At 65.2% G+C, this 16,450-nt stretch carries 19 protein-coding genes; 6 read left to right on the top strand and 13 right to left on the bottom strand.

Features of this window, described 5'->3' with window-relative positions; translation table 11 throughout:
• Positions 1-615: 615 nt before the first annotated feature.
• The gene (locus tag EAV90_RS21345) at positions 616-1,101 is read right to left on the bottom strand and encodes a Crp/Fnr family transcriptional regulator (RefSeq protein ID WP_129144600.1); all 486 of its coding nucleotides are present in this window, start codon (positions 1,099-1,101) and stop codon (positions 616-618) included.
• A 110-nt stretch (positions 1,102-1,211) separates the two neighbouring features.
• Here EAV90_RS21345 and EAV90_RS21340 point away from each other — a divergent pair, with 110 nt between their 5' ends.
• A complete protein-coding gene (locus EAV90_RS21340; RefSeq protein ID WP_129144599.1) occupies positions 1,212-2,219 on the top strand; it encodes an LLM class flavin-dependent oxidoreductase in 1,008 nt (335 codons plus the stop codon).
• Positions 2,220-2,385: 166 nt separating this feature from the next.
• On the opposite strand, the gene EAV90_RS21335 is transcribed toward EAV90_RS21340, so the two are convergent.
• The 6 genes from EAV90_RS21335 to EAV90_RS21310 are packed head-to-tail and all read right to left on the bottom strand — an operon-like array spanning position 2,386 to position 6,998.
• Positions 2,386-3,261, bottom strand: coding sequence for an amidohydrolase family protein (locus EAV90_RS21335; protein WP_129144598.1), 876 nt, complete (start codon positions 3,259-3,261; stop codon positions 2,386-2,388).
• A gap of 12 nt (positions 3,262-3,273) precedes the next feature.
• Complete coding sequence (locus EAV90_RS21330; RefSeq protein ID WP_129144597.1) at positions 3,274-3,669, bottom strand: RidA family protein; 396 nt, start codon at positions 3,667-3,669, stop codon at positions 3,274-3,276.
• A 22-nt stretch (positions 3,670-3,691) separates the two neighbouring features.
• The gene (hpaH, locus tag EAV90_RS21325; protein ID WP_129144596.1) at positions 3,692-4,495 is read right to left on the bottom strand and encodes a 2-oxo-hept-4-ene-1,7-dioate hydratase; all 804 of its coding nucleotides are present in this window, start codon (positions 4,493-4,495) and stop codon (positions 3,692-3,694) included.
• Between the two features lie 3 nt (positions 4,496-4,498).
• Entirely contained in the window at positions 4,499-5,359 is an 861-nt protein-coding gene (locus EAV90_RS21320) for a fumarylacetoacetate hydrolase family protein (protein ID WP_129144595.1), read from the bottom strand.
• Between the two features lie 52 nt (positions 5,360-5,411).
• Entirely contained in the window at positions 5,412-6,029 is a 618-nt protein-coding gene (locus EAV90_RS21315; RefSeq protein WP_122405945.1) for a flavin reductase family protein, read from the bottom strand.
• Between the two features lie 3 nt (positions 6,030-6,032).
• Positions 6,033-6,998: a Bug family tripartite tricarboxylate transporter substrate binding protein gene (locus EAV90_RS21310; RefSeq protein WP_129144594.1), complete on the bottom strand. Its 966-nt coding sequence runs from the start codon at positions 6,996-6,998 to the stop codon at positions 6,033-6,035.
• A 139-nt stretch (positions 6,999-7,137) separates the two neighbouring features.
• On the opposite strand from EAV90_RS21310, the gene EAV90_RS21305 reads away from it, so the two are divergent.
• From EAV90_RS21305 to EAV90_RS21290, 4 genes are all read left to right on the top strand, one after another.
• Positions 7,138-7,938, top strand: a complete 801-nt coding sequence (locus EAV90_RS21305) for an IclR family transcriptional regulator (RefSeq protein ID WP_164937043.1) — start codon at positions 7,138-7,140, stop codon at positions 7,936-7,938.
• A 253-nt stretch (positions 7,939-8,191) separates the two neighbouring features.
• Positions 8,192-9,487 carry an O-acetylhomoserine aminocarboxypropyltransferase gene (locus EAV90_RS21300; protein ID WP_129144593.1) on the top strand — a complete coding sequence of 432 codons (1,296 nt, stop codon included), beginning with the start codon at positions 8,192-8,194 and terminating at the stop codon, positions 9,485-9,487.
• Positions 9,488-9,491: 4 nt separating this feature from the next.
• Entirely contained in the window at positions 9,492-10,274 is a 783-nt protein-coding gene (locus EAV90_RS21295) for an alpha/beta fold hydrolase (protein WP_129144592.1), read from the top strand.
• Between the two features lie 68 nt (positions 10,275-10,342).
• Positions 10,343-10,846: a DUF6496 domain-containing protein gene (locus tag EAV90_RS21290; protein WP_122405950.1), complete on the top strand. Its 504-nt coding sequence runs from the start codon at positions 10,343-10,345 to the stop codon at positions 10,844-10,846.
• Between the two features lie 14 nt (positions 10,847-10,860).
• Here EAV90_RS21290 and EAV90_RS21285 read toward each other — a convergent pair whose 3' ends face one another.
• Together EAV90_RS21285 and EAV90_RS21280 are read right to left on the bottom strand one after the other, a co-directional pair.
• Positions 10,861-11,808: an aliphatic sulfonate ABC transporter substrate-binding protein gene (locus EAV90_RS21285; protein WP_129144591.1), complete on the bottom strand. Its 948-nt coding sequence runs from the start codon at positions 11,806-11,808 to the stop codon at positions 10,861-10,863.
• Complete coding sequence (locus tag EAV90_RS21280) at positions 11,805-12,050, bottom strand: hypothetical protein (protein ID WP_122406964.1); 246 nt, start codon at positions 12,048-12,050, stop codon at positions 11,805-11,807. Before EAV90_RS21280 ends, EAV90_RS21285 begins: the two co-directional genes overlap by 4 nt.
• Positions 12,051-12,440: 390 nt before the next feature.
• Here EAV90_RS21280 and EAV90_RS21275 point away from each other — a divergent pair, with 390 nt between their 5' ends.
• Complete coding sequence (locus EAV90_RS21275; protein WP_129144590.1) at positions 12,441-13,172, top strand: SDR family NAD(P)-dependent oxidoreductase; 732 nt, start codon at positions 12,441-12,443, stop codon at positions 13,170-13,172.
• Between the two features lie 172 nt (positions 13,173-13,344).
• Here EAV90_RS21275 and EAV90_RS21270 read toward each other — a convergent pair whose 3' ends face one another.
• The 4 genes from EAV90_RS21270 to phnL are packed head-to-tail and all read right to left on the bottom strand — an operon-like array spanning position 13,345 to position 16,446.
• Positions 13,345-13,956, bottom strand: coding sequence for a pyridoxamine 5'-phosphate oxidase family protein (locus tag EAV90_RS21270; protein ID WP_129144589.1), 612 nt, complete (start codon positions 13,954-13,956; stop codon positions 13,345-13,347).
• 28 nt (positions 13,957-13,984) lie between these two features.
• The gene (gene phnN, locus EAV90_RS21265) at positions 13,985-14,581 is read right to left on the bottom strand and encodes a phosphonate metabolism protein/1,5-bisphosphokinase (PRPP-forming) PhnN (protein WP_129144588.1); all 597 of its coding nucleotides are present in this window, start codon (positions 14,579-14,581) and stop codon (positions 13,985-13,987) included.
• On the bottom strand, positions 14,578-15,735 hold the full coding sequence (locus tag EAV90_RS21260) for an alpha-D-ribose 1-methylphosphonate 5-triphosphate diphosphatase (protein WP_129144587.1): 1,158 nt from the start codon (positions 15,733-15,735) through the stop codon (positions 14,578-14,580). The genes phnN and EAV90_RS21260 overlap by 4 nt, the downstream gene beginning before the upstream one ends.
• Positions 15,736-15,747: 12 nt before the next feature.
• Positions 15,748-16,446 carry a phosphonate C-P lyase system protein PhnL gene (gene phnL / locus EAV90_RS21255; protein ID WP_164937042.1) on the bottom strand — a complete coding sequence of 233 codons (699 nt, stop codon included), beginning with the start codon at positions 16,444-16,446 and terminating at the stop codon, positions 15,748-15,750.
• Positions 16,447-16,450: the final 4 nt, after the last annotated feature.

Raw genomic sequence — 16,450 nt, 5'->3', positions numbered from 1 at the left:
GACACCGGAGCTGTCCCTTGCTCTTTAGCAGGCTCTGTCGCCTTTGGGCGCAACGGGCTCAGTTCCGGCAACGGGCGGTTCTGATCCAACCGCCCGTTGCCACATTCTGGCAGATTTCGGGGACACAAGGGCGCAGGGAAGGCCGCATAGGCGTTAAGGTAGCGCGAGCATCGAAAGGGGGTTGACGGGTTTGGTTGCGAGGTGGGTATTTTGCCCGACGGGTCAGAAGCGTTGCGATCGATCGGCTTTCGGTTCCGCCTCTACGAAAAGGTGCGGTCACACTGTGCGTTGAACACCTAATTTCATGGTGATAGTCTTCTGGCTCGCGGCCTGTCCGGGAGGACACCATGGGATGGTTTGACCGGCTGTTTGGAAGGATGTCGAAGCCTGCGAGCCCCCTCTTTGCGAGATTTAGGCGGAAATCACGGGCACCGACCGACCCTGACCTTCTGAAAATCGCCAAAGACCGGAAGGGGCATGTCTCGCGGAGAGCCGTGAGAGACGAGTACAATCGGCTGGTCCTGGAGAAATACGCGCACGACAAGTCGTGATCGCTGAGTCCCATCGAGGCTTTGCTCAGTGGCGAAACATGATGGTTTCGCAACTGCTCTGTCCCTACGCAACATCATCGCCGTCATCCACCGACAGTGCCGCGAAACGATCGTCCGCCCGGCGCAGCCGCCGGCAAAGCTCGCGATTGATGTTCTGCAGGACGATCACATAGGCATGGATGTCGGCCTTGTAGCACGCGTAAAGCTTCTGGGCCGTGAGTTCGTACAGCACCGTCGTCGCCTCCGCGACCACCGTAGCGGAGCGGTTCTGCATCTCGATCAGCGTCATCTCGCCGAAGAAATCGCCTGGCTCCAGAACAGAGATCGGGATGACGATTCCCGAATTCGCCCGTTTGCTCACGGCCAACCGGCCGGATCGGACGATGAACATCGAACGTCCCGGCTCGCCTTCGACAACGACAGTCGCGCCGGCATCGAAGCGGCGTTCGACGAGCATCGACATCAGGAAGTCGAGGCTTGGGTCGGAGAGACCGCCGAAGAAGGGCGTGGCGAGCAGGAACGCTTTCAGATCGGGAGCGCTGACAGCCATCCCGCAAAGCTACGCCTCATCATCATCTGCGACAAGCTACGCTAACATTCCCATGCGCGGCTCCTATATGTGAACCCCGGCGCGCATCGCGCCCCTCACCGGTTCTCCACATGATCCCCTTCTCCATCCTCGACCTCGCACCGATCCGCCAGGGTGGCGATGCCGCCCAGGCGTTTCGCAATTCGCTCGATCTCGCGCAGCACGCCGAGAAATGGGGCTACAGACGCTTCTGGCTGGCCGAGCATCACAACATGACGGGCATCGCGAGCGCGGCGACCTCAGTGGTGATCGGGCATGTCGCGGGCGGGACCAAGACGATCCGCGTCGGCTCCGGCGGGATCATGCTGCCGAACCATTCGCCGCTGGTCATCGCCGAGCAGTTCGGCACGCTGGAATCGCTCTATCCGGGACGGATTGATCTGGGCCTCGGCCGCGCGCCGGGCACCGACCAGTTCACGGCAAGAGCGCTGCGGCGCGATCTCGCCACCACGTCCGAGAATTTTCCTCATGACGTGCTCGAGTTGCAGGCGCTGCTCGGCGACGTGCAGCCCGGCCAGACGATCCGCGCCGTGCCCGGCATGGGGACGAAGGTGCCGCTCTGGATCCTGGGATCGAGCACGTTTGGCGCGCAGCTTGCGGCGATGCTCGGCCTGCCCTTTGCGTTTGCCTCGCATTTCGCGCCGCAGATGATGATGCCGGCGCTGCGCGAATATCGCGCGCGGTTCGAACCATCGGCGCAGCTCGACAAGCCCTATGCGATGATCGGCGTCAACGTGTTCGCGGCAGACACCGAGGCGGAGGCGCAGCGGATGTTCTCATCGTTGCAGCAGCAGTTCATCAATCTGCGCCGCGGCACGCCCGGGCCGCTGCCGCCGCCCGTCGACGACATGGACGCGCTGTGGTCGCCGGCCGAGAAGGCCGGTGTTGCGCAAGCACTGTCGTGCTCGGCGGTCGGCTCGCCCGATGTGGTGGAAGAGAGGTTGAAGACGCTGATCGCCGAGACCGGCGCGGACGAATTGATGACGACGGGGCAGATCTACGACCACGCCGCGCGGCTGCGCTCGTTCGAGATCGCAGCCGAGGTGCGGGATCGGCTGGCGGCGCAGCCGGCGGGGTGAGCGAAGCACGTCGAACCTTCTCTAAAGATCGTCATGCCCGGGCTTGTTCCGGGCATCCATGTCCTTGTGCCCGAGCCAACACGTGGATGGCCGGGACAAGCCCGGCCATGACGCTGTGGAGGCTTCAGCGCCCAGCCCTCTCAAGTCACCTTGAAGCCAGCCCCCTTCAATCCGCAAACCCGAACAACTTCGCCGGATTGTGCACCAGAATCCTCTCCAGCTCCGCCTGATCCGCTGCGTAGCGGTACATCAGCTCCAACAGGTCGGCGTCGTTCGGCGGCTGCTTCACCGACACCGGATGCGGCCAGTCGCTGGCCCAGACGCAGCGGTCGGGCGCAGCCTCGATATAGGCGCGCGCGATCGGGATCACGTCGTCGTAGGGAGCCCCAGTCTTCGAGGTCTTCTCGCCGAGCGACAGCATGACCCAGAAATTGCCCTTCTGGAGCAGCTCCAGCATCTTGCGCAGATTCGGATCGTTCTTGCCGGCTTCCGGATCGGGACGCGCCATGTGGTCGATCAGCACGGGCACGTCGAGGTTCTCGTACTTGTCGACGCTGGACATGATGCCGTCCTTCTCCGGCTGGATCTTGACGTACCAGCCGAGCTCGCGGATGCGCGCGATGGCGCGGGCGAAATCGGCATCAGACAGCACCGCGCCGAGCTCCTGGCGGAAGCTGAAGCGCGCGCCGCGCACGCCTGAAGCGTGGAGCTTGGCCAGATAGGAATCACTCGCCTCCGCAAACACCAGCGCATTGGCGCAGCCGCGATAGTTCGGACCCATCGCCGCGAGGCCGTCGAGCACGACGGCATGGTCGGCGCCGTAGGTCGTGGTCTGCACGATGATGCCGCGCTCGATGCCGAGCGTCTTGTGCATGCGCAGCGCCGCTTCCCAGGTCGCGGTCGGCATCCGATACGCGGCGCCGGGACGCTCCGGGTATTTTTCGATCGGACCTAACACATGGAATTGGCTGTCGATGGTCTTCGGCGGCGGCGCCTTCAGCGGGCGGCGCGGATTGGGATCGAACGGCAGATAGGTCGGCATGCGCAAAACTCCTCAATCGAGCACGGCGGTGAAGTCGCACTGCACCAGCGCACCGCCGTCCATGTTGTCCATCGGCAGCGCGTGGCGCGCGGGCCGCGAATGCTCGTCCGGAAACATCTTGAGCCACTCGACATTGACCGGGCCGCGCTGCGAGCGATCCTTCAGCCACACCGTCATCTTGATGATGTCGGAGGTCGAGCCACCGGCCGCCTCCACCGTCGCCTTCATATGCGCGAACATGTTGGCGCATTGCGCCTCGAGGCTATCCGGCATCGCATTGGTCGCGGGATCGCGCCCCAAGATGACGCCCGACATCACGAGATTGCCGATGCGGCAGGCGTTCGGAATCGGATTGACGTGCTTGAAGCCGCCAATGTGGATGCTCTTGCGCCGCGTTTGACCATTCATGGTGCGCTCCCTGGTTGTTGATTCAGACGAACTGGCACGACACCGAGCCGAAGGCGCCGTAATCGGCATGAAACGTGTCGCCGCGGCGGATGTCGACCGGACGCGTGAACGATCCCGCCAGCACCACCTCGCCGGCGGCGAGATGCTCGTCATGCGGCGCGAGACGGTTGGCGAGCCAGGCGATGCCGTTGGCGGGGTGGTTGAGCACGCCGGCGGCAAGGCCGGTCTCCTCGATCTCGCCGTTGCGGAACAGCAGTGCGCCGATCCAGCGCAAATCCGCATCCATCGGGCGGATCGGTCGGCCGCCGAGAACCAGCGCGGCGTTCGCGGCATTGTCCGAGATCGTGTCCATGACTTTTCGCGTCTTGCCGGTCTCGGGATCGACGCGATGCATGCGCGTCTCCAGAATTTCCAGCGCGGGTGTGACGTAGTCGGTGGCGTTGAGCACGTCGAAGATGGTGCAGTCGGGACCACGCAGCGGCGCCTTCAGCACGAAGGCGAGCTCGACCTCGATGCGCGGCGCGTGGAAACGATCGAACGGAACGGGCGTGGCGTCGGCATAGAACATGTCGGCGAACAGCACGCCGTAGTCGGGCTCGGCGATGCCGACCGCGTTCTGCATGGCTTTCGAGGTCAGGCCGATCTTGTGCCCTTTGATGACGCGGCCGCGGCCGAGCTGAAGTTTTGTCCAGGCGCGCTGGATGGCGTAGGCGTCCTCGATGCCGAAGTCCGGATAGTCCTTCGAGAACATCGGGATCAGCGTCTTGCTGCGCTCGGCCTCGTCCAGCCGCCCGGCGAGGCGTTCGATCGTGGCGCTATCCAGCATGCTCTATTGCTCCGCGACGACGGTGTTGCGCAGCACGCCGATGCGGCTGGACTCGACCTCGACGACGTCGCCGATCTCGAGCCAGCGCGGCGGGTCGAAGCGCGCGCCCGCGCCGGTCGGCGTGCCCGTCACGATCATGTCGCCGGGCTTGAGCGTGGCGAAGGTGGAGAGATAGGAGATCAGGAAATCGAACGGGAACATCAGCCGTTCGGTGGTGTCCTGCTGCCGCACCTCGCCGTTGACGCGCGTGACGATGTCGTGAGGCCCGCGCGGATCGAGCTCGTCCGCCGTGACGATCCACGGGCCGATGCTGCCGGAGCGGTCAAAGTTCTTGCCCTGCGTGACGTTGAACTTGCCGTGGCGCAGCCAGTCGCGGACCGTGCCCTCGTTGCACAAGGTCATGCCGAAGATGTGCGACCACGCCTTTTCGCGCGGGATGTGACGGCCGCCCTGCCCGATCACGATGACGAGCTCGCCTTCGTAGTCGAGCTGGTCCGAGACTCCCGGCTTCTCGATCGGCTGCTCGGAGCCGGTCATCGAGGACATGCTGCGCACGAACAAGCTGGGATATTTGGGCAGGTCCGAATTGTCTTTATATTCTGCATTGCGCTCGGCGTAGTTGACGCCGATGCACCAGAGCTTCTCCGGCGCCAGCACCGGCGGCAACAGGACGAGCTCGTCCAGCGCATAGTCCGGCTTCTGTCCGGCCACCGCCTCCTGCGCATCCGCGAGCGCATCGGCTGCGATCAGCGCTTTGACATCCGAGAAGTTGCGACCGATGCGGCTGGTCAGATCGACCACGCCGCCTTCCACGGCCGCGCCGTAGCGCAGCTCTCCGTCCAGGAGATAGCTCAGGAGACGCATTGTATTTCCTCCAATTGATCTTGAGGCAGCTTGGCCGACGACTGGCCCGCGCTCAGTCCTTCGATTTGGGAGTCTGGAAGACGGTGTTGAGCGTGACGATCTCACCGAGGCGGGCGTACCGCGGGCCGCCGATACGTGCGATCGGGTCGAGCGCCTTGGTCTCGACCTTGCCGTCGTTCACGAGACCGTCGCGCAAATGGAACATCACGACCTCGCCGACGATGAGCCGGCTCTTGGCCTCGCCGAATTCGAGGCATTGCCGGAAGCGACACTCCATTGCGACCGGCGCGGCAGCAAGCCGCGGTACCTTGATGAGATCGCAAGGCAGTGTTTCGAGCCCGAGATGCTCGACCTCGCTGATCTCAGGCGGATGCTCGACGGAGCTGTCGTGCACCGCCGACATCAGCGGGGTGTCGGCGATATGAATCACATACTCCTCGGTATCGAGGATGTTGTGCGCTGTGTCCTTGTAGTCGGCGCCCTTGCGGCCGACGCTGATGGCGAGCATCGGCGGCTTCTGCGAGACGAAGGTGAAGGCGCTGAAGGGGGCGAGATTGAGCACGCCGCTGCGCGACAGGCTCGTGACCCACGCGATCGGGCGCGGCACCACGATGCCGGTCATCAGCCGGTAGATGCGCTCGGCGCCGAGCTCGGTGGGGTCTATCCGCATCGGTCAATCCGCCCTGATATTGGCCTTGCGCACCACCGGAATCCACTTGGCGTCCTCGCGCTCGAGATAAGCCTTGAACTCGGTCGGCGTCATCGCGGTGGCTTCGCCGCCGAGTTTTTCGAATTTGTCGATCACCGCAGGGTCTTTGAGGATCGCGACGAGCGTTTCGTGCAGCTTGTCGACGATCGGCGCCGGCGTGCCTGCGGGCGCGAACAGGCCGGTAAACGTCTGGCCGTCGAAGTCCTTGTAGCCGAGCTCGGCGAAGGTCGGCACATCAGGCAGCGACTTCAGGCGATGCGGACTGGTGACGGCTAGCGCGCGGAACAGGCCGGCCTTGATGTGCTGCAAGCTGACCGTGAGCTGGTCGAACGCGAATTGCACCTGACCGCCGAGGAGGTCATTGATGGCGGGCGCGTTGCCGCGGTAGTGCGCCGTGACCCATTGCAGATCGAGGCTGGACTGCATCAGCTCGCTGAGCAGATGATTGGTGGTGCCGGGGCCCGGCGAAGCCATGGTCAGCTTGCCCGGCTCGCGCTTGGCGAGGTCGATGAATTCCTTGAAAGTGTTGGCCTGCACCGACGGATGCACCTCGAGCACCAGCGGCGTCATCGAGATCGTCGAGATCGGGAGAAAATCCTTCTTCCAGTCATAGGCGTCGCGCTTGTTGATCTCGGTCGCGAACAGCACCGGGCCGTTGGCTCCGACGAACAGGGTGTAGCCATCGGGCGCCGATTTCGCGAAGGCTTCGCCCGCGATCATGCCGCCGGCACCGGCCTTGTTCTCGATGACGAAGGGCTGGCCGAGCTTTTCCTGGAGCTTGTCGGCGATGATGCGTGCGGCGCTATCGACATTGCCGCCGGCGGGATAAGGCACGATCAGCTTGACGTTGCGCGACGGCCATTGCTGGCCCGACGCCGGCGCAGCCAGCATCGCGGTGGCGGCAGCTATGGCAATCCAGATTGATCTCATGTTGACCTCCCGGCGGCGCTTCCAACTCACGTCGAATCCTTGATGTCGTGCATGACAATCACAAGGCATTCCGATCGGAGCGCAATCTTCAGATGCGCGCTTGCCCTGTCGAGTGAATTGTGGCGTTCTTGTCCATAATATGGACAAGGGACGATCACCTAAATCCGTCCGCAACGCCGTGGAACCGCGACAGGGCGCGCAGGCGATCCGGCGCGCGCTCGCGGTGCTGCGCATCCTTGCCGCAGGTCGTGAAGAAGGTGTGCCATTGGCCGAGGTGATCCGGGCGACGGGCCTCACCCGCCCGACCGTGCATCGCATCGTCCACGTGCTGATCGAGGAAGGCATCGTCGAGCGACATGGCAGGAGCGGCCGCTACGCGATCGGCAACCAGGTGCCGGAGCTGGCACTGGCACGACCGCGGCCGTCGCGGCTCTTGGTCGCCGCAAATCCGTCGCTGCAGCGCGCATCTGCCGAGATCGGCGACACGCTGTTCCTGACGGTGCGCACCGGGAACGACACGCTCTGCGTCGATCGCCGGATCGGCGTTTATCCGATCCAGGTGCTGTCGATCGAGGTCGGCGCGCGCCGGCCTCTCGGCGTTTCCAGCGCCGGCGTCGCCATCCTCGCCGCGATGCCGGCGCAGGAGGCGCGAAAGATCGTCGCGGCGAACGAGAAGCGGTTCGAGCCCTACCGGACCGACGTCGCGACGGTGCTCGGCGAGGTCACCGCTGCCAGGCGGCTGGGCTACGGCATGAGAGAGATCGGCCTGGTGCAGGGGACGAAATCGATCTCGACCTGGATCAAGACTCCCGACGGACAGCCCGCCGCGGCGATGACCGTCTCCGCCGTTCGGACGAGGCTCGGCCCGCGCCGCGAGCAGGAGGTCGCGGAGATATTGCTGCGGGAGGCGCGGATCATCGAGCAGGCGATCGGAGGCTGAAGCGCGGACGGGACCTGTTCGCCTCTCCCCGCTTGCAGGGAGAGGCCGGAACTTGCGGGAGCTTTCCGGGTGAGGGGGAGTCTCCGCGAGTCCAACTGCCACCGTCTTCGCGGAGAGAGCCCCTCACCCCAACCCTCTCCCCGTAAGAACGGGCGAGCGAGCGCACCGGCGATGCGGCGCTGTCAATGGCTGACTTCGTGCGTCGTTTTATGGCACAACGCCCGCCATCGCTGACCGACCAACGAGGCCACGCATGCCCGCGCCAAAGCCGCCTGCCTTCGAGACCCTGAGCCTGCATGCGGGCCAGCATCCGGATCCCGTGACCGGCGCCCGTGCGGTGCCGATCTACCAGACCACGTCCTACGTGTTCCAGGATTCCGATCACGCCGCGGCGCTGTTCAACCTGGAGCGCGCCGGCCACATCTATACCCGCATCTCCAACCCCACCACCGGCGTGCTGGAGGAGCGGCTCGCGGCGCTTGAAGGCGGCGTCGGCGCGATCTGCACCGCGAGCGGTCAGGCGGCGATGCACCTGGCCATCGCGACGCTGCTGAGTGCCGGCGACCACATCGTGGCGTCGAGCTCGCTCTATGGCGGCACCATCAACCTGCTCGCGCACACGCTGCCGCGCTTCGGCATCACCACGACGTTTGTGAAACCACGCGATCTCGACGCGTTCCGCGCGGCGATCAGGCCGAACACGAAACTCGTGATCGGCGAGACCATCGGCAATCCCGGCCTCGAGGTGCTCGACATGCCCAAGGTCGCGGCGATCGCGCATGAGGCAAAGATCCCGCTGCTGATCGACAACACCTTCGCTACGCCCTATCTCAGCCGGCCGATCGAGTTAGGGGCCGACATCGTCATGCATTCGGCGACCAAATGGATCGGCGGCCACGGCATCGCGATCGGCGGCGCCATCGTCGATGGCGGCCGGTTCGACTGGCGCGCATCGGGCAAGTTCGGCGTGCTGACCGAGCCCTACGGCGGCTATCACGGCATCGTCTTCGACGAGCAGTTCGGCACGGCCGCCTTCATCATGCGCGCCCGCACGGAAGGCCTGCGCGATTTCGGCGCCTGCCTGTCGCCGACCAACGCGTTCCAGCTGCTGCAGGGTGTCGAGACGCTTCCGGTGCGCATGGACCGCCACATGCAGAACACGCATCTCGTGCTGGAAGCACTGAAGGGCAACAAGGCCGTCGACTGGGTGCTGCATCCGTCACTGGAGGACCACCCCGACTACCAGCTCGCCAGGACGCTGCTGCCGCGCGGCGCCGGCTCGATCGTGTCCTTCGGCATCAAGGGCGGGCGGCCGGCAGGCCGCAAGTTCATCGAATCGCTGCGCATGATCAGCCATCTCGCCAATGTCGGCGACGCCAAGACGCTGGTGATCCATCCCGCCTCGACCACGCATCAGCAGATGGACGCCGAGCAGCTCAAGGCCGCCGGCATCGGCGAGGAGCTGGTGCGCCTCTCGGTCGGCATCGAGACCGCAAGCGACATCATCGACGACCTCAACCAAGCGCTGCGCATCTCGCAAAAGGCCTGACACCATGAAGCTTTCCGTCAATGGCACCGAGGTATTCGTCGCAACCGGCGGCCGCGATTTCGACAAGTCCCTGCCCGCGGTCGTCTTCATCCAAGGCGCCGGCTTCGATCATTCGACCTGGGCGCTGCATACGCGCTGGTTCGCCCATCATGGTTTTTCCGTTCTCGCGCCGGACCTCCCGGGCCACGGCCGCTCGGCCGGACCTTCGCTCGGCAGCATCGCGGAGATGGCCGACTGGACGGCGGCGCTGCTCGAAGCGGCGGGAGCCGCGAAGGCGCATCTGATCGGCCATTCCATGGGCTCGCTGATCTCGCTGGAGACCGCCGCGCGGCATCCCGACAAGGTCTCCGCGCTCAGCCTGATCGGCACCGCCGCGACCATGACGGTCGGCCCGGATCTCTTGAAGGCCGCCGAAGCCAACTCGCAGGATGCCAACGACATGGTCTCGATCTGGGGCCTCGGCTTCAAGGCCGAGCTCGGCGGCAGCCTCGCGCCGGGCCTGTGGATGCATGGCGGTGCGCAGGCGGTGCTGAGGGCTTGCGAGCCGGGTGTCCTGTTCAAGGATCTGTCGGCCTGCAATGCCTACGCCAATGCGCTGACCGCTGCCGCAACCGTGAAGGTGCCGACGACGCTCATTCTTGGCGAGCGGGACATGATGACACCGGCCAAGGCCGGCAAGGCGCTCGCCGCCGCGATCCCGCACGCAAAGACCGTCGTGGTGAAGGGCGCCGGCCACATGATCATGGCCGAGCGGCCGGATGAGTTGCTCGCCGCGCTGAGGAACTAAAACGGATCGATCTTCTCCCTTGCGCGTTGCGTCAGATATCCCTGCCAATCACGAAGGGGAACTCGACCATGCCAAGACAAGAAGTCATTCGCAAAGCCAGGCGGGACAAGCGTGCCGGCAAGTCGGCCAGCACGCAGGCCGGCGAATTCGTCAAGGACGAGATCGACAAAATTCGCAAGGGCAAGCATGGCGCGCGCTCGACCAAGCAGGCGATCGCGATCGGCCTGTCCGAAGCGCGTCGCGCCGGCGTCGATCTGCCGCCGCCGCGCAAAGGGCGCACCAAGAAGGCGACGCGCCGCAGCGCCAAATATGCCTATGAGGTCGGCCAGGGCAAGCGCACCGCGAAACGCCGCCCGCGCGTGTCACGTGCCGTCGAAGGCGTGTTGAAGAAGGAGCCGCGGTCGACCGCATCGCGCGGCGCGCTGTCGAAGCAGGCCAAGCAGGCTGCAAGCCGGCGAACCGCAGCGTCCCGCTCGGCTGCCGCGCGGAAAGCGAGCCACACCAAGGGATCGAAGGTCCGCTCCGCCGCCGCCAAGAAGGCGGCACGCACCAGGGCGCGCCGCCGGAGTTGATCAGGCGCGCCGGTTCAGGAGCCCGGCGTCCATTTCCAGACGATGTCGGAGATGGTGACCGGCTTCGGGATCAGGCCGAGCTTTGCGAAACGATCAGCGACGGCCTGCTGGCTTGCGACAATTTCGGCATCCAGCGGCACGACGCGGAAGTTGGAGCGATCCACGAAACGCCTGACGGCCTCGATGTCGACGCCGGTCGCGTCCGCCTGCGCTTTGGCGACGTCCTCGTGGTGCTCGTTGGCCCAGACGCCTTCGGACGCGAAGGTCGTGTTGAGCTTCGCGACCAGCGCCGGATACTTCTCCACGAAATCGGTGTTGGCGATGTAGAACGCATTCGGCCTGTGTACGTCCTTGTCGAAGGCGATGACGCGCGCGTTCTCCTTCAATTCGGCAAGCGCCAGATACGGATCCCAGATCGACCAGGCATCGACCGACCCCTTGACGAAGGCGGCCGTCGCATCGGCCGGCGCGAGCGGCGCCGGCGTGATGTCGGACCAGGACAGGCCGGCCTTTTCGAGCGCCGCAACGAGGAGATTATGCGCGCTCGATCCCTTGCCGAAGGCGATGCGCTTGCCTTTGAGATCGGCCAGCGAGTGAATCGGAGAATCCTTCGGCACGATAATCGCCTGGGTATTGCCGTCCGATTTCACCGCGGCGACGTAGCGTATCTTGGCGCCGCCGGCCTGCGCGAAGATCGGCGGGGAGTCGCCGACATAGCCGAAATCGACGCTGCCGACATTGATGGCCTCCAGCAGCGGCGGACCGAACTGGAAATCGACCCACTTGATCTCGATGCCGAGCGGCTTGAAGGCGTTTTCGAGCGTCTGGCGCTGGCGCACCGCCGGGAAGAAGCCGCCCTTCTGCGTGCCGATGCGGATTTCCGCCGGCTTGTCCTCGGCGCGCGCGGCCAAGGCCGTCGCGAGCAGGAGCGTCGTTGCTAGGATGTTTCGTCGGGTGATCATAATGCGGCCCTTTCGGTGAGATCAGTTGGCGAAGGTTGCGAGCTCGCGCGACGGCTACGCTCGGACAACACGGCACGGGCGGCCCGCTCGGCCTCTCGCGCCGAGCGGAACTGGCGGCCCTCGAGGCTGTCGAACAGGCGCTCGGAGGAGAAGAAGCGGAAGCCGCGCTCATCTCTCGTGATGATACCGGCGGCGCGGTCGTGGATTTCGATGATGTAGGCGTTGGATTGGGCTTGGGACATGACTGCTCGCTCGCCGGAATTTCGGCGTTCCTCTTTTGCGTCTTTCGGTGTGCGGTGTTGCCAGGAGACGATCAGCAACAACAACAGGCGCCCGTTGCCACCGAGAAGCAGCACCGCGTCATGCATGCTTGCATGTCGTTCTGATTGCGCTGGCGATCGGTTGTCATGGTGCGGCTTGGGCTCGAGGAGCAGTCTTGACGCTCTGAATATCAAGCGGTTGGCGCGATTGGTCAATGAAATGGCTATCCATATTTGCGACACATGCGCTGGGGCGTTTCTCCCGCCGCAAGCACCGGCAGACGGATTCATCTCGCGATGAGTTCAACGCGCGCGAACTGCAAGCATGATACGATCGATGCACGGCAAGCGGATGATTGGGAGGTTCCAGGCATGGCGGATGCTCTGAAGGGGCGCACGGCGCTCGTGACCGGAGGCTCGCGCGGAATTGGCGCGGCCGTCTGCCGCGCGCTGGCCGAAGCAGGCGCGGCGGTGGCGATCAACTGCCGCGAAAGAATCGGCCAGGCCGAGCAACTGGCGAGCGAGATCGGCAAGCGGGGCGGCCGCGCCATCGTCATCGCCGCCGACGTCTCGCAGCGCGAAGCCGTGACCCGCATGATCGAGTGCGTCACGGCCGGGCTTGGTCCGATCGACATCCTCGTCAACAACGCCGGCATCGCCATCACACGCAGCGTCGACGATCTCACCGAAGACGATTTCGACCGCACCATCCTGGTCAATCTGAAATCCGCCTTTCTGTGTACGCAGGCGGTGCTGCCGACGATGCGCGCGCGGAAATGGGGCCGTATCGTCAACATCTCCTCGGGCGCGGCGCGCGGCGCCGGCGCGATCGGCCCGCATTACAATGCGTCCAAGGCCGGCATGGAGGGGCTGACGCGAGGCTATGCGGCGCGACTGGTGAAGGAAGGCATCACCGTCAATGCGGTGGCGCCCTCACTGATCGAGACCGACATGATGAGCGGCCAACCCGGCCTCGTCAGCCGCATCCCGCTCGGCCGCTTCGGCACGTCCGAGGAAGTTGCGAAAGCCGTGATGCTGCTGGTCGACAATGCCTACATGACCGGGCAGACCGTCGCGCTGAGCGGCGGGATGGCGTTTAACTGAAGCGGAGCGACGGGCTTGCTTCCCCTCTCCCCGCTTGCGGGATCGGATTGCATCGAAGATGCAATCCGGGTGAGGGGATACAGGTCCCACGGCGATCTCACGTGCGGAGAGAGGCCCTCACCCCGCCCTCTCCCCCAAAAGAACGGGGCGAGGGAGACGAGAGAGCGGACGCTCACCACATCGTCGCGGCAGCGCGCTCCGGCCAGATGCGGTCGTACTCCGCGCCGCCGACCTTGTTGTCACTCATCTCGGCGAGAATCTGACCCGGCGTCGGCAGCGTCTTGGGATCGACGCGCTTGTCGGGATTCCAGAGATCGGAGCGGACGATGGCGCGGGCGCACTGGAAGTAGATTTCCTCCACGTTCATCACGATGACACTGCGCGGCGCCTTGCCATCAACCTTGAACGAGGCCAGCAGGTCCGGATCGATCGACAGATGCGCGCGACCATTGGCGCGGACGGCATTGCCGGAGCCGGGGATCAGGAACATCAGCGACACCCTGGGATCGCGCACGATGTTGCGCAGGGAATCGACCCGGTTGTTGCCGCGGCGGTCCGGCAGCATCAGCGTCTTGGGATCGTGAATGCGGACGAAGCCGGGCAAGTCGCCGCGCGGCGAGCAGTCGATGCCCTCCGGTCCGATGGTGGCGAGCGCGGCGAACGGTGCCTTCTCGATGAAGATGCGGTAGAGCGGCGTGACGTGGTCGGCGACTTTCACGGTCGAGGCGTCATTGGTGGCGCCGTAGATGGCCTCCAGCTGTTCGACCGTTTCGATCACCGTCATTCCACTCTCTCCTTGTTGTTGCCCGCAACTAATCTTGCCAGCCTTCATTCCTGATCACGCGCACGAGCTGGCGGCCGTGATAGTCCGCACTGCCGGCATTGAGGATGGTGACATCGGCCTGCGCCGACGAACCATCGACGCTGCGCGACAACCGCTCGGCGATGTCGCCGTCGCTTTGCCGGGCGCGCGCTGCGAGCCGCTGCGCCAGCACATCGGGCGGCGCCGTGATCGCAACCACAACGACATTAGCGTAGGCCTCGCGCAGCGCGGCGATCACGGTGCGTGAGACATTGACGACGACCGCGCGGCCTGCGCGGATGTCATCGTTGATTTCGAGCGGCAGCGCGTAGGCGTGCCCATGCGCCTCCCAGTGCACGGCGAAGTCGCCTTGCTCGCGCGCGCGGCGGAACTCGTCCGGGCTCATCGCGATATTGTCTTCATCGGACGACGATGCACGGGTCACGACCCGGCGCGGGAAGACGATTTCGGGATCGTCGATGCAGGCCGCCTGCGCGAGGCGCAGCAGCGTATCCTTGCCGGCGCCGCTGGGGCCGACCACGAGCACGAGCCGGCCGGGGCCGATCTTACCCGCCTCGCCCTGCGCCGTGGTGACCATCTTGCTCATGCGACCCGGCTTCCCTCGCGCCAGACGCTGCGGACAACGGGAACGTGCCCTGCGACATGCACGCGGATCAAATCGGCACGCTTGCCGGTCGCGACCTCGCCGCGGTCGGTGAGGCCGACCGCCTCGGCGGGCGCCTTGGTCACGGTGCGAACCGCGGCCGGCAGGCTGATCGCGGGTACATGCTCGGGCAGTTGCAGCGCGGCCATGAGAAGGCTGGACGGAATGTAGTCCGACGACAGGATGTCGAGCAGGCCTTCGCGGGCGAGATCGACCGCGGCGATGTTGCCGGAATGCGAGCCGCCGCGCACGACGTTCGGCGCCCCCATCAGAATGTCGATGCCGGCCTGATGCAGGCCGCGCGCCGCCTCCAGCGTGGTCGGGAATTCGGCAACCGAAACACGATCCCGCACGGCGTCGGCGACGTTCTCCTCGGTGGTGTCGTCGTGGCTCGCCAGCGGAATGTTGTACTGATGCGCCAGCGCCACGATCTCGCGCATGTTGGCCGCTGCATATTTCTTCTGGTATTCGAAGCGCTTTGCGAACAGCTCGTCGAGCTCGGCATCGGTCTTGCCGCCGCCCTTGCCGCGATAATAGTCGCGCAGCTTGACCTCGTCGCGGAACTGGCGCTGGCCCGGCGTGTGGTCCATCAGCGACATCAGCTTGACGTCGGGACGGTCGATCAGCTCCCTGGCCTCCTCGACCACGCTCGGCATCGGGATTTCGCAGCGCAGATGCAGGAAGTGGTGGGCGCGCAGCAGGCTGGCCTCGCGCGCGGTGGTGATCGCGGCGGCAAGCACGCCGGCGCGGCCATCGACCTCCTCGGCGCCGTCCTCGCGCCAGACCCGGAGCGAATCGAACACGGTGGTGATGCCTGACGTCGCGAGCTGGCCGTCATAGGAGATGACCGCGGCGACCGGATTCCAGAACACCTTCGGCCGCGGCACGTAATGGGCTTCGAGATGGTCGGTGTGGAGCTCGATCAGGCCGGGCATGATCAGGTCACCGCCGGCATCCTCGGCGCCGGCGGGCGCAGTCCCATCGCCGATCTCGGCAATGCGTCCGTCGGCAAGAGCCAGCCAGCCCTGCTCGATCACCCGGTCGGCCAGCACGATCCTGGCGTTGGCGATCAACGTGTCCTTCGGCTTGGCGTTCATTTCCCTCTTCCTTCAGGCCGCGGCGGCAAAGCTGGTGACGTCGACGATACGGTCGGCAATCAGATGACGGATTTCGTCGTCATGGACAATGGCGACCATGGCGACGCCCCCGCGCTTCTTCTCGGCAACCAGCTCAACCACGACAGCGCGGTTGGCGGCATCGAGCGAGGCGGTCGGCTCGTCGAGCAGCAGGATCGGCAGGTCCGAAATGAAGCCGCGCGCGATGTTGACGCGCTGCTGCTCGCCGCCGGAGAAGGTCGCGGGCGGAAGCTGCCAGAGGCGCTCGGGAATGTTCAGACGATGCAGCAGGCTGCCAGCGCGCTGCTGCGCTTCGGCCCGGCTCATGCCGTTGACGATCAGTGGCTCCGCGACGACGTCGATGGTGGCAACGCGCGGCACCGCGCGCAGGAACTGGCTGACATAGCCGATGGTGGAACGGCGGATGTTGAGAATCTGCCGCGGCTCGGCGGTGGCGAGATCAATCAGCGCGCCGCGATGGCGGATGCCGATGCGGCCGCTATCGCAACGGTAATTGCCGAAGATCATTTTCAGGATCGACGATTTTCCGGCGCCTGACGGGCCTGACAGAACGACGCATTCGCCCGGATTGACGTGGAAGGTCACGCCGCGCACGACAGGCAGTTCGATGCCGCCCTGCAGGTGCATCGTGAACGTCTTTTGCGCATCGGTAACGTCGATCATGACGGTCATTGGA

The sequence above is a fragment of the Bradyrhizobium vignae genome, assembly GCF_004114425.1.
Taxonomy (GTDB): Bacteria; Pseudomonadota; Alphaproteobacteria; order Rhizobiales; family Xanthobacteraceae; genus Bradyrhizobium; species Bradyrhizobium vignae.
Note: the sequence above shows the minus strand (reverse complement) of the source record. Positions and strands in the feature narration are given on the sequence as shown.

What these genes read in the sequence shown, in the direction of transcription:
- EAV90_RS21345 (WP_129144600.1), bottom strand. Translation starts at nt 1,101, where the DNA reads ATGGCTGTCAGCGCTCCCGATCTGAAAGCGTTCCTGCTCGCCACGCCC.
- EAV90_RS21340 (WP_129144599.1), top strand. Translation starts at nt 1,212, where the DNA reads ATGATCCCCTTCTCCATCCTCGACCTCGCACCGATCCGCCAGGGTGGC.
- EAV90_RS21335 (WP_129144598.1), bottom strand. Translation starts at nt 3,261, where the DNA reads ATGCCGACCTATCTGCCGTTCGATCCCAATCCGCGCCGCCCGCTGAAG.
- EAV90_RS21330 (WP_129144597.1), bottom strand. Translation starts at nt 3,669, where the DNA reads ATGAATGGTCAAACGCGGCGCAAGAGCATCCACATTGGCGGCTTCAAG.
- hpaH (WP_129144596.1), bottom strand. Translation starts at nt 4,495, where the DNA reads ATGCTGGATAGCGCCACGATCGAACGCCTCGCCGGGCGGCTGGACGAG.
- EAV90_RS21320 (WP_129144595.1), bottom strand. Translation starts at nt 5,359, where the DNA reads ATGCGTCTCCTGAGCTATCTCCTGGACGGAGAGCTGCGCTACGGCGCG.
- EAV90_RS21315 (WP_122405945.1), bottom strand. Translation starts at nt 6,029, where the DNA reads ATGCGGATAGACCCCACCGAGCTCGGCGCCGAGCGCATCTACCGGCTG.
- EAV90_RS21310 (WP_129144594.1), bottom strand. Translation starts at nt 6,998, where the DNA reads ATGAGATCAATCTGGATTGCCATAGCTGCCGCCACCGCGATGCTGGCT.
- EAV90_RS21305 (WP_164937043.1), top strand. Translation starts at nt 7,138, where the DNA reads ATGGACAAGGGACGATCACCTAAATCCGTCCGCAACGCCGTGGAACCG.
- EAV90_RS21300 (WP_129144593.1), top strand. Translation starts at nt 8,192, where the DNA reads ATGCCCGCGCCAAAGCCGCCTGCCTTCGAGACCCTGAGCCTGCATGCG.
- EAV90_RS21295 (WP_129144592.1), top strand. Translation starts at nt 9,492, where the DNA reads ATGAAGCTTTCCGTCAATGGCACCGAGGTATTCGTCGCAACCGGCGGC.
- EAV90_RS21290 (WP_122405950.1), top strand. Translation starts at nt 10,343, where the DNA reads ATGCCAAGACAAGAAGTCATTCGCAAAGCCAGGCGGGACAAGCGTGCC.
- EAV90_RS21285 (WP_129144591.1), bottom strand. Translation starts at nt 11,808, where the DNA reads ATGATCACCCGACGAAACATCCTAGCAACGACGCTCCTGCTCGCGACG.
- EAV90_RS21280 (WP_122406964.1), bottom strand. Translation starts at nt 12,050, where the DNA reads ATGTCCCAAGCCCAATCCAACGCCTACATCATCGAAATCCACGACCGC.
- EAV90_RS21275 (WP_129144590.1), top strand. Translation starts at nt 12,441, where the DNA reads ATGGCGGATGCTCTGAAGGGGCGCACGGCGCTCGTGACCGGAGGCTCG.
- EAV90_RS21270 (WP_129144589.1), bottom strand. Translation starts at nt 13,956, where the DNA reads ATGACGGTGATCGAAACGGTCGAACAGCTGGAGGCCATCTACGGCGCC.
- phnN (WP_129144588.1), bottom strand. Translation starts at nt 14,581, where the DNA reads ATGAGCAAGATGGTCACCACGGCGCAGGGCGAGGCGGGTAAGATCGGC.
- EAV90_RS21260 (WP_129144587.1), bottom strand. Translation starts at nt 15,735, where the DNA reads ATGAACGCCAAGCCGAAGGACACGTTGATCGCCAACGCCAGGATCGTG.
- phnL (WP_164937042.1), bottom strand. Translation starts at nt 16,446, where the DNA reads ATGACCGTCATGATCGACGTTACCGATGCGCAAAAGACGTTCACGATG.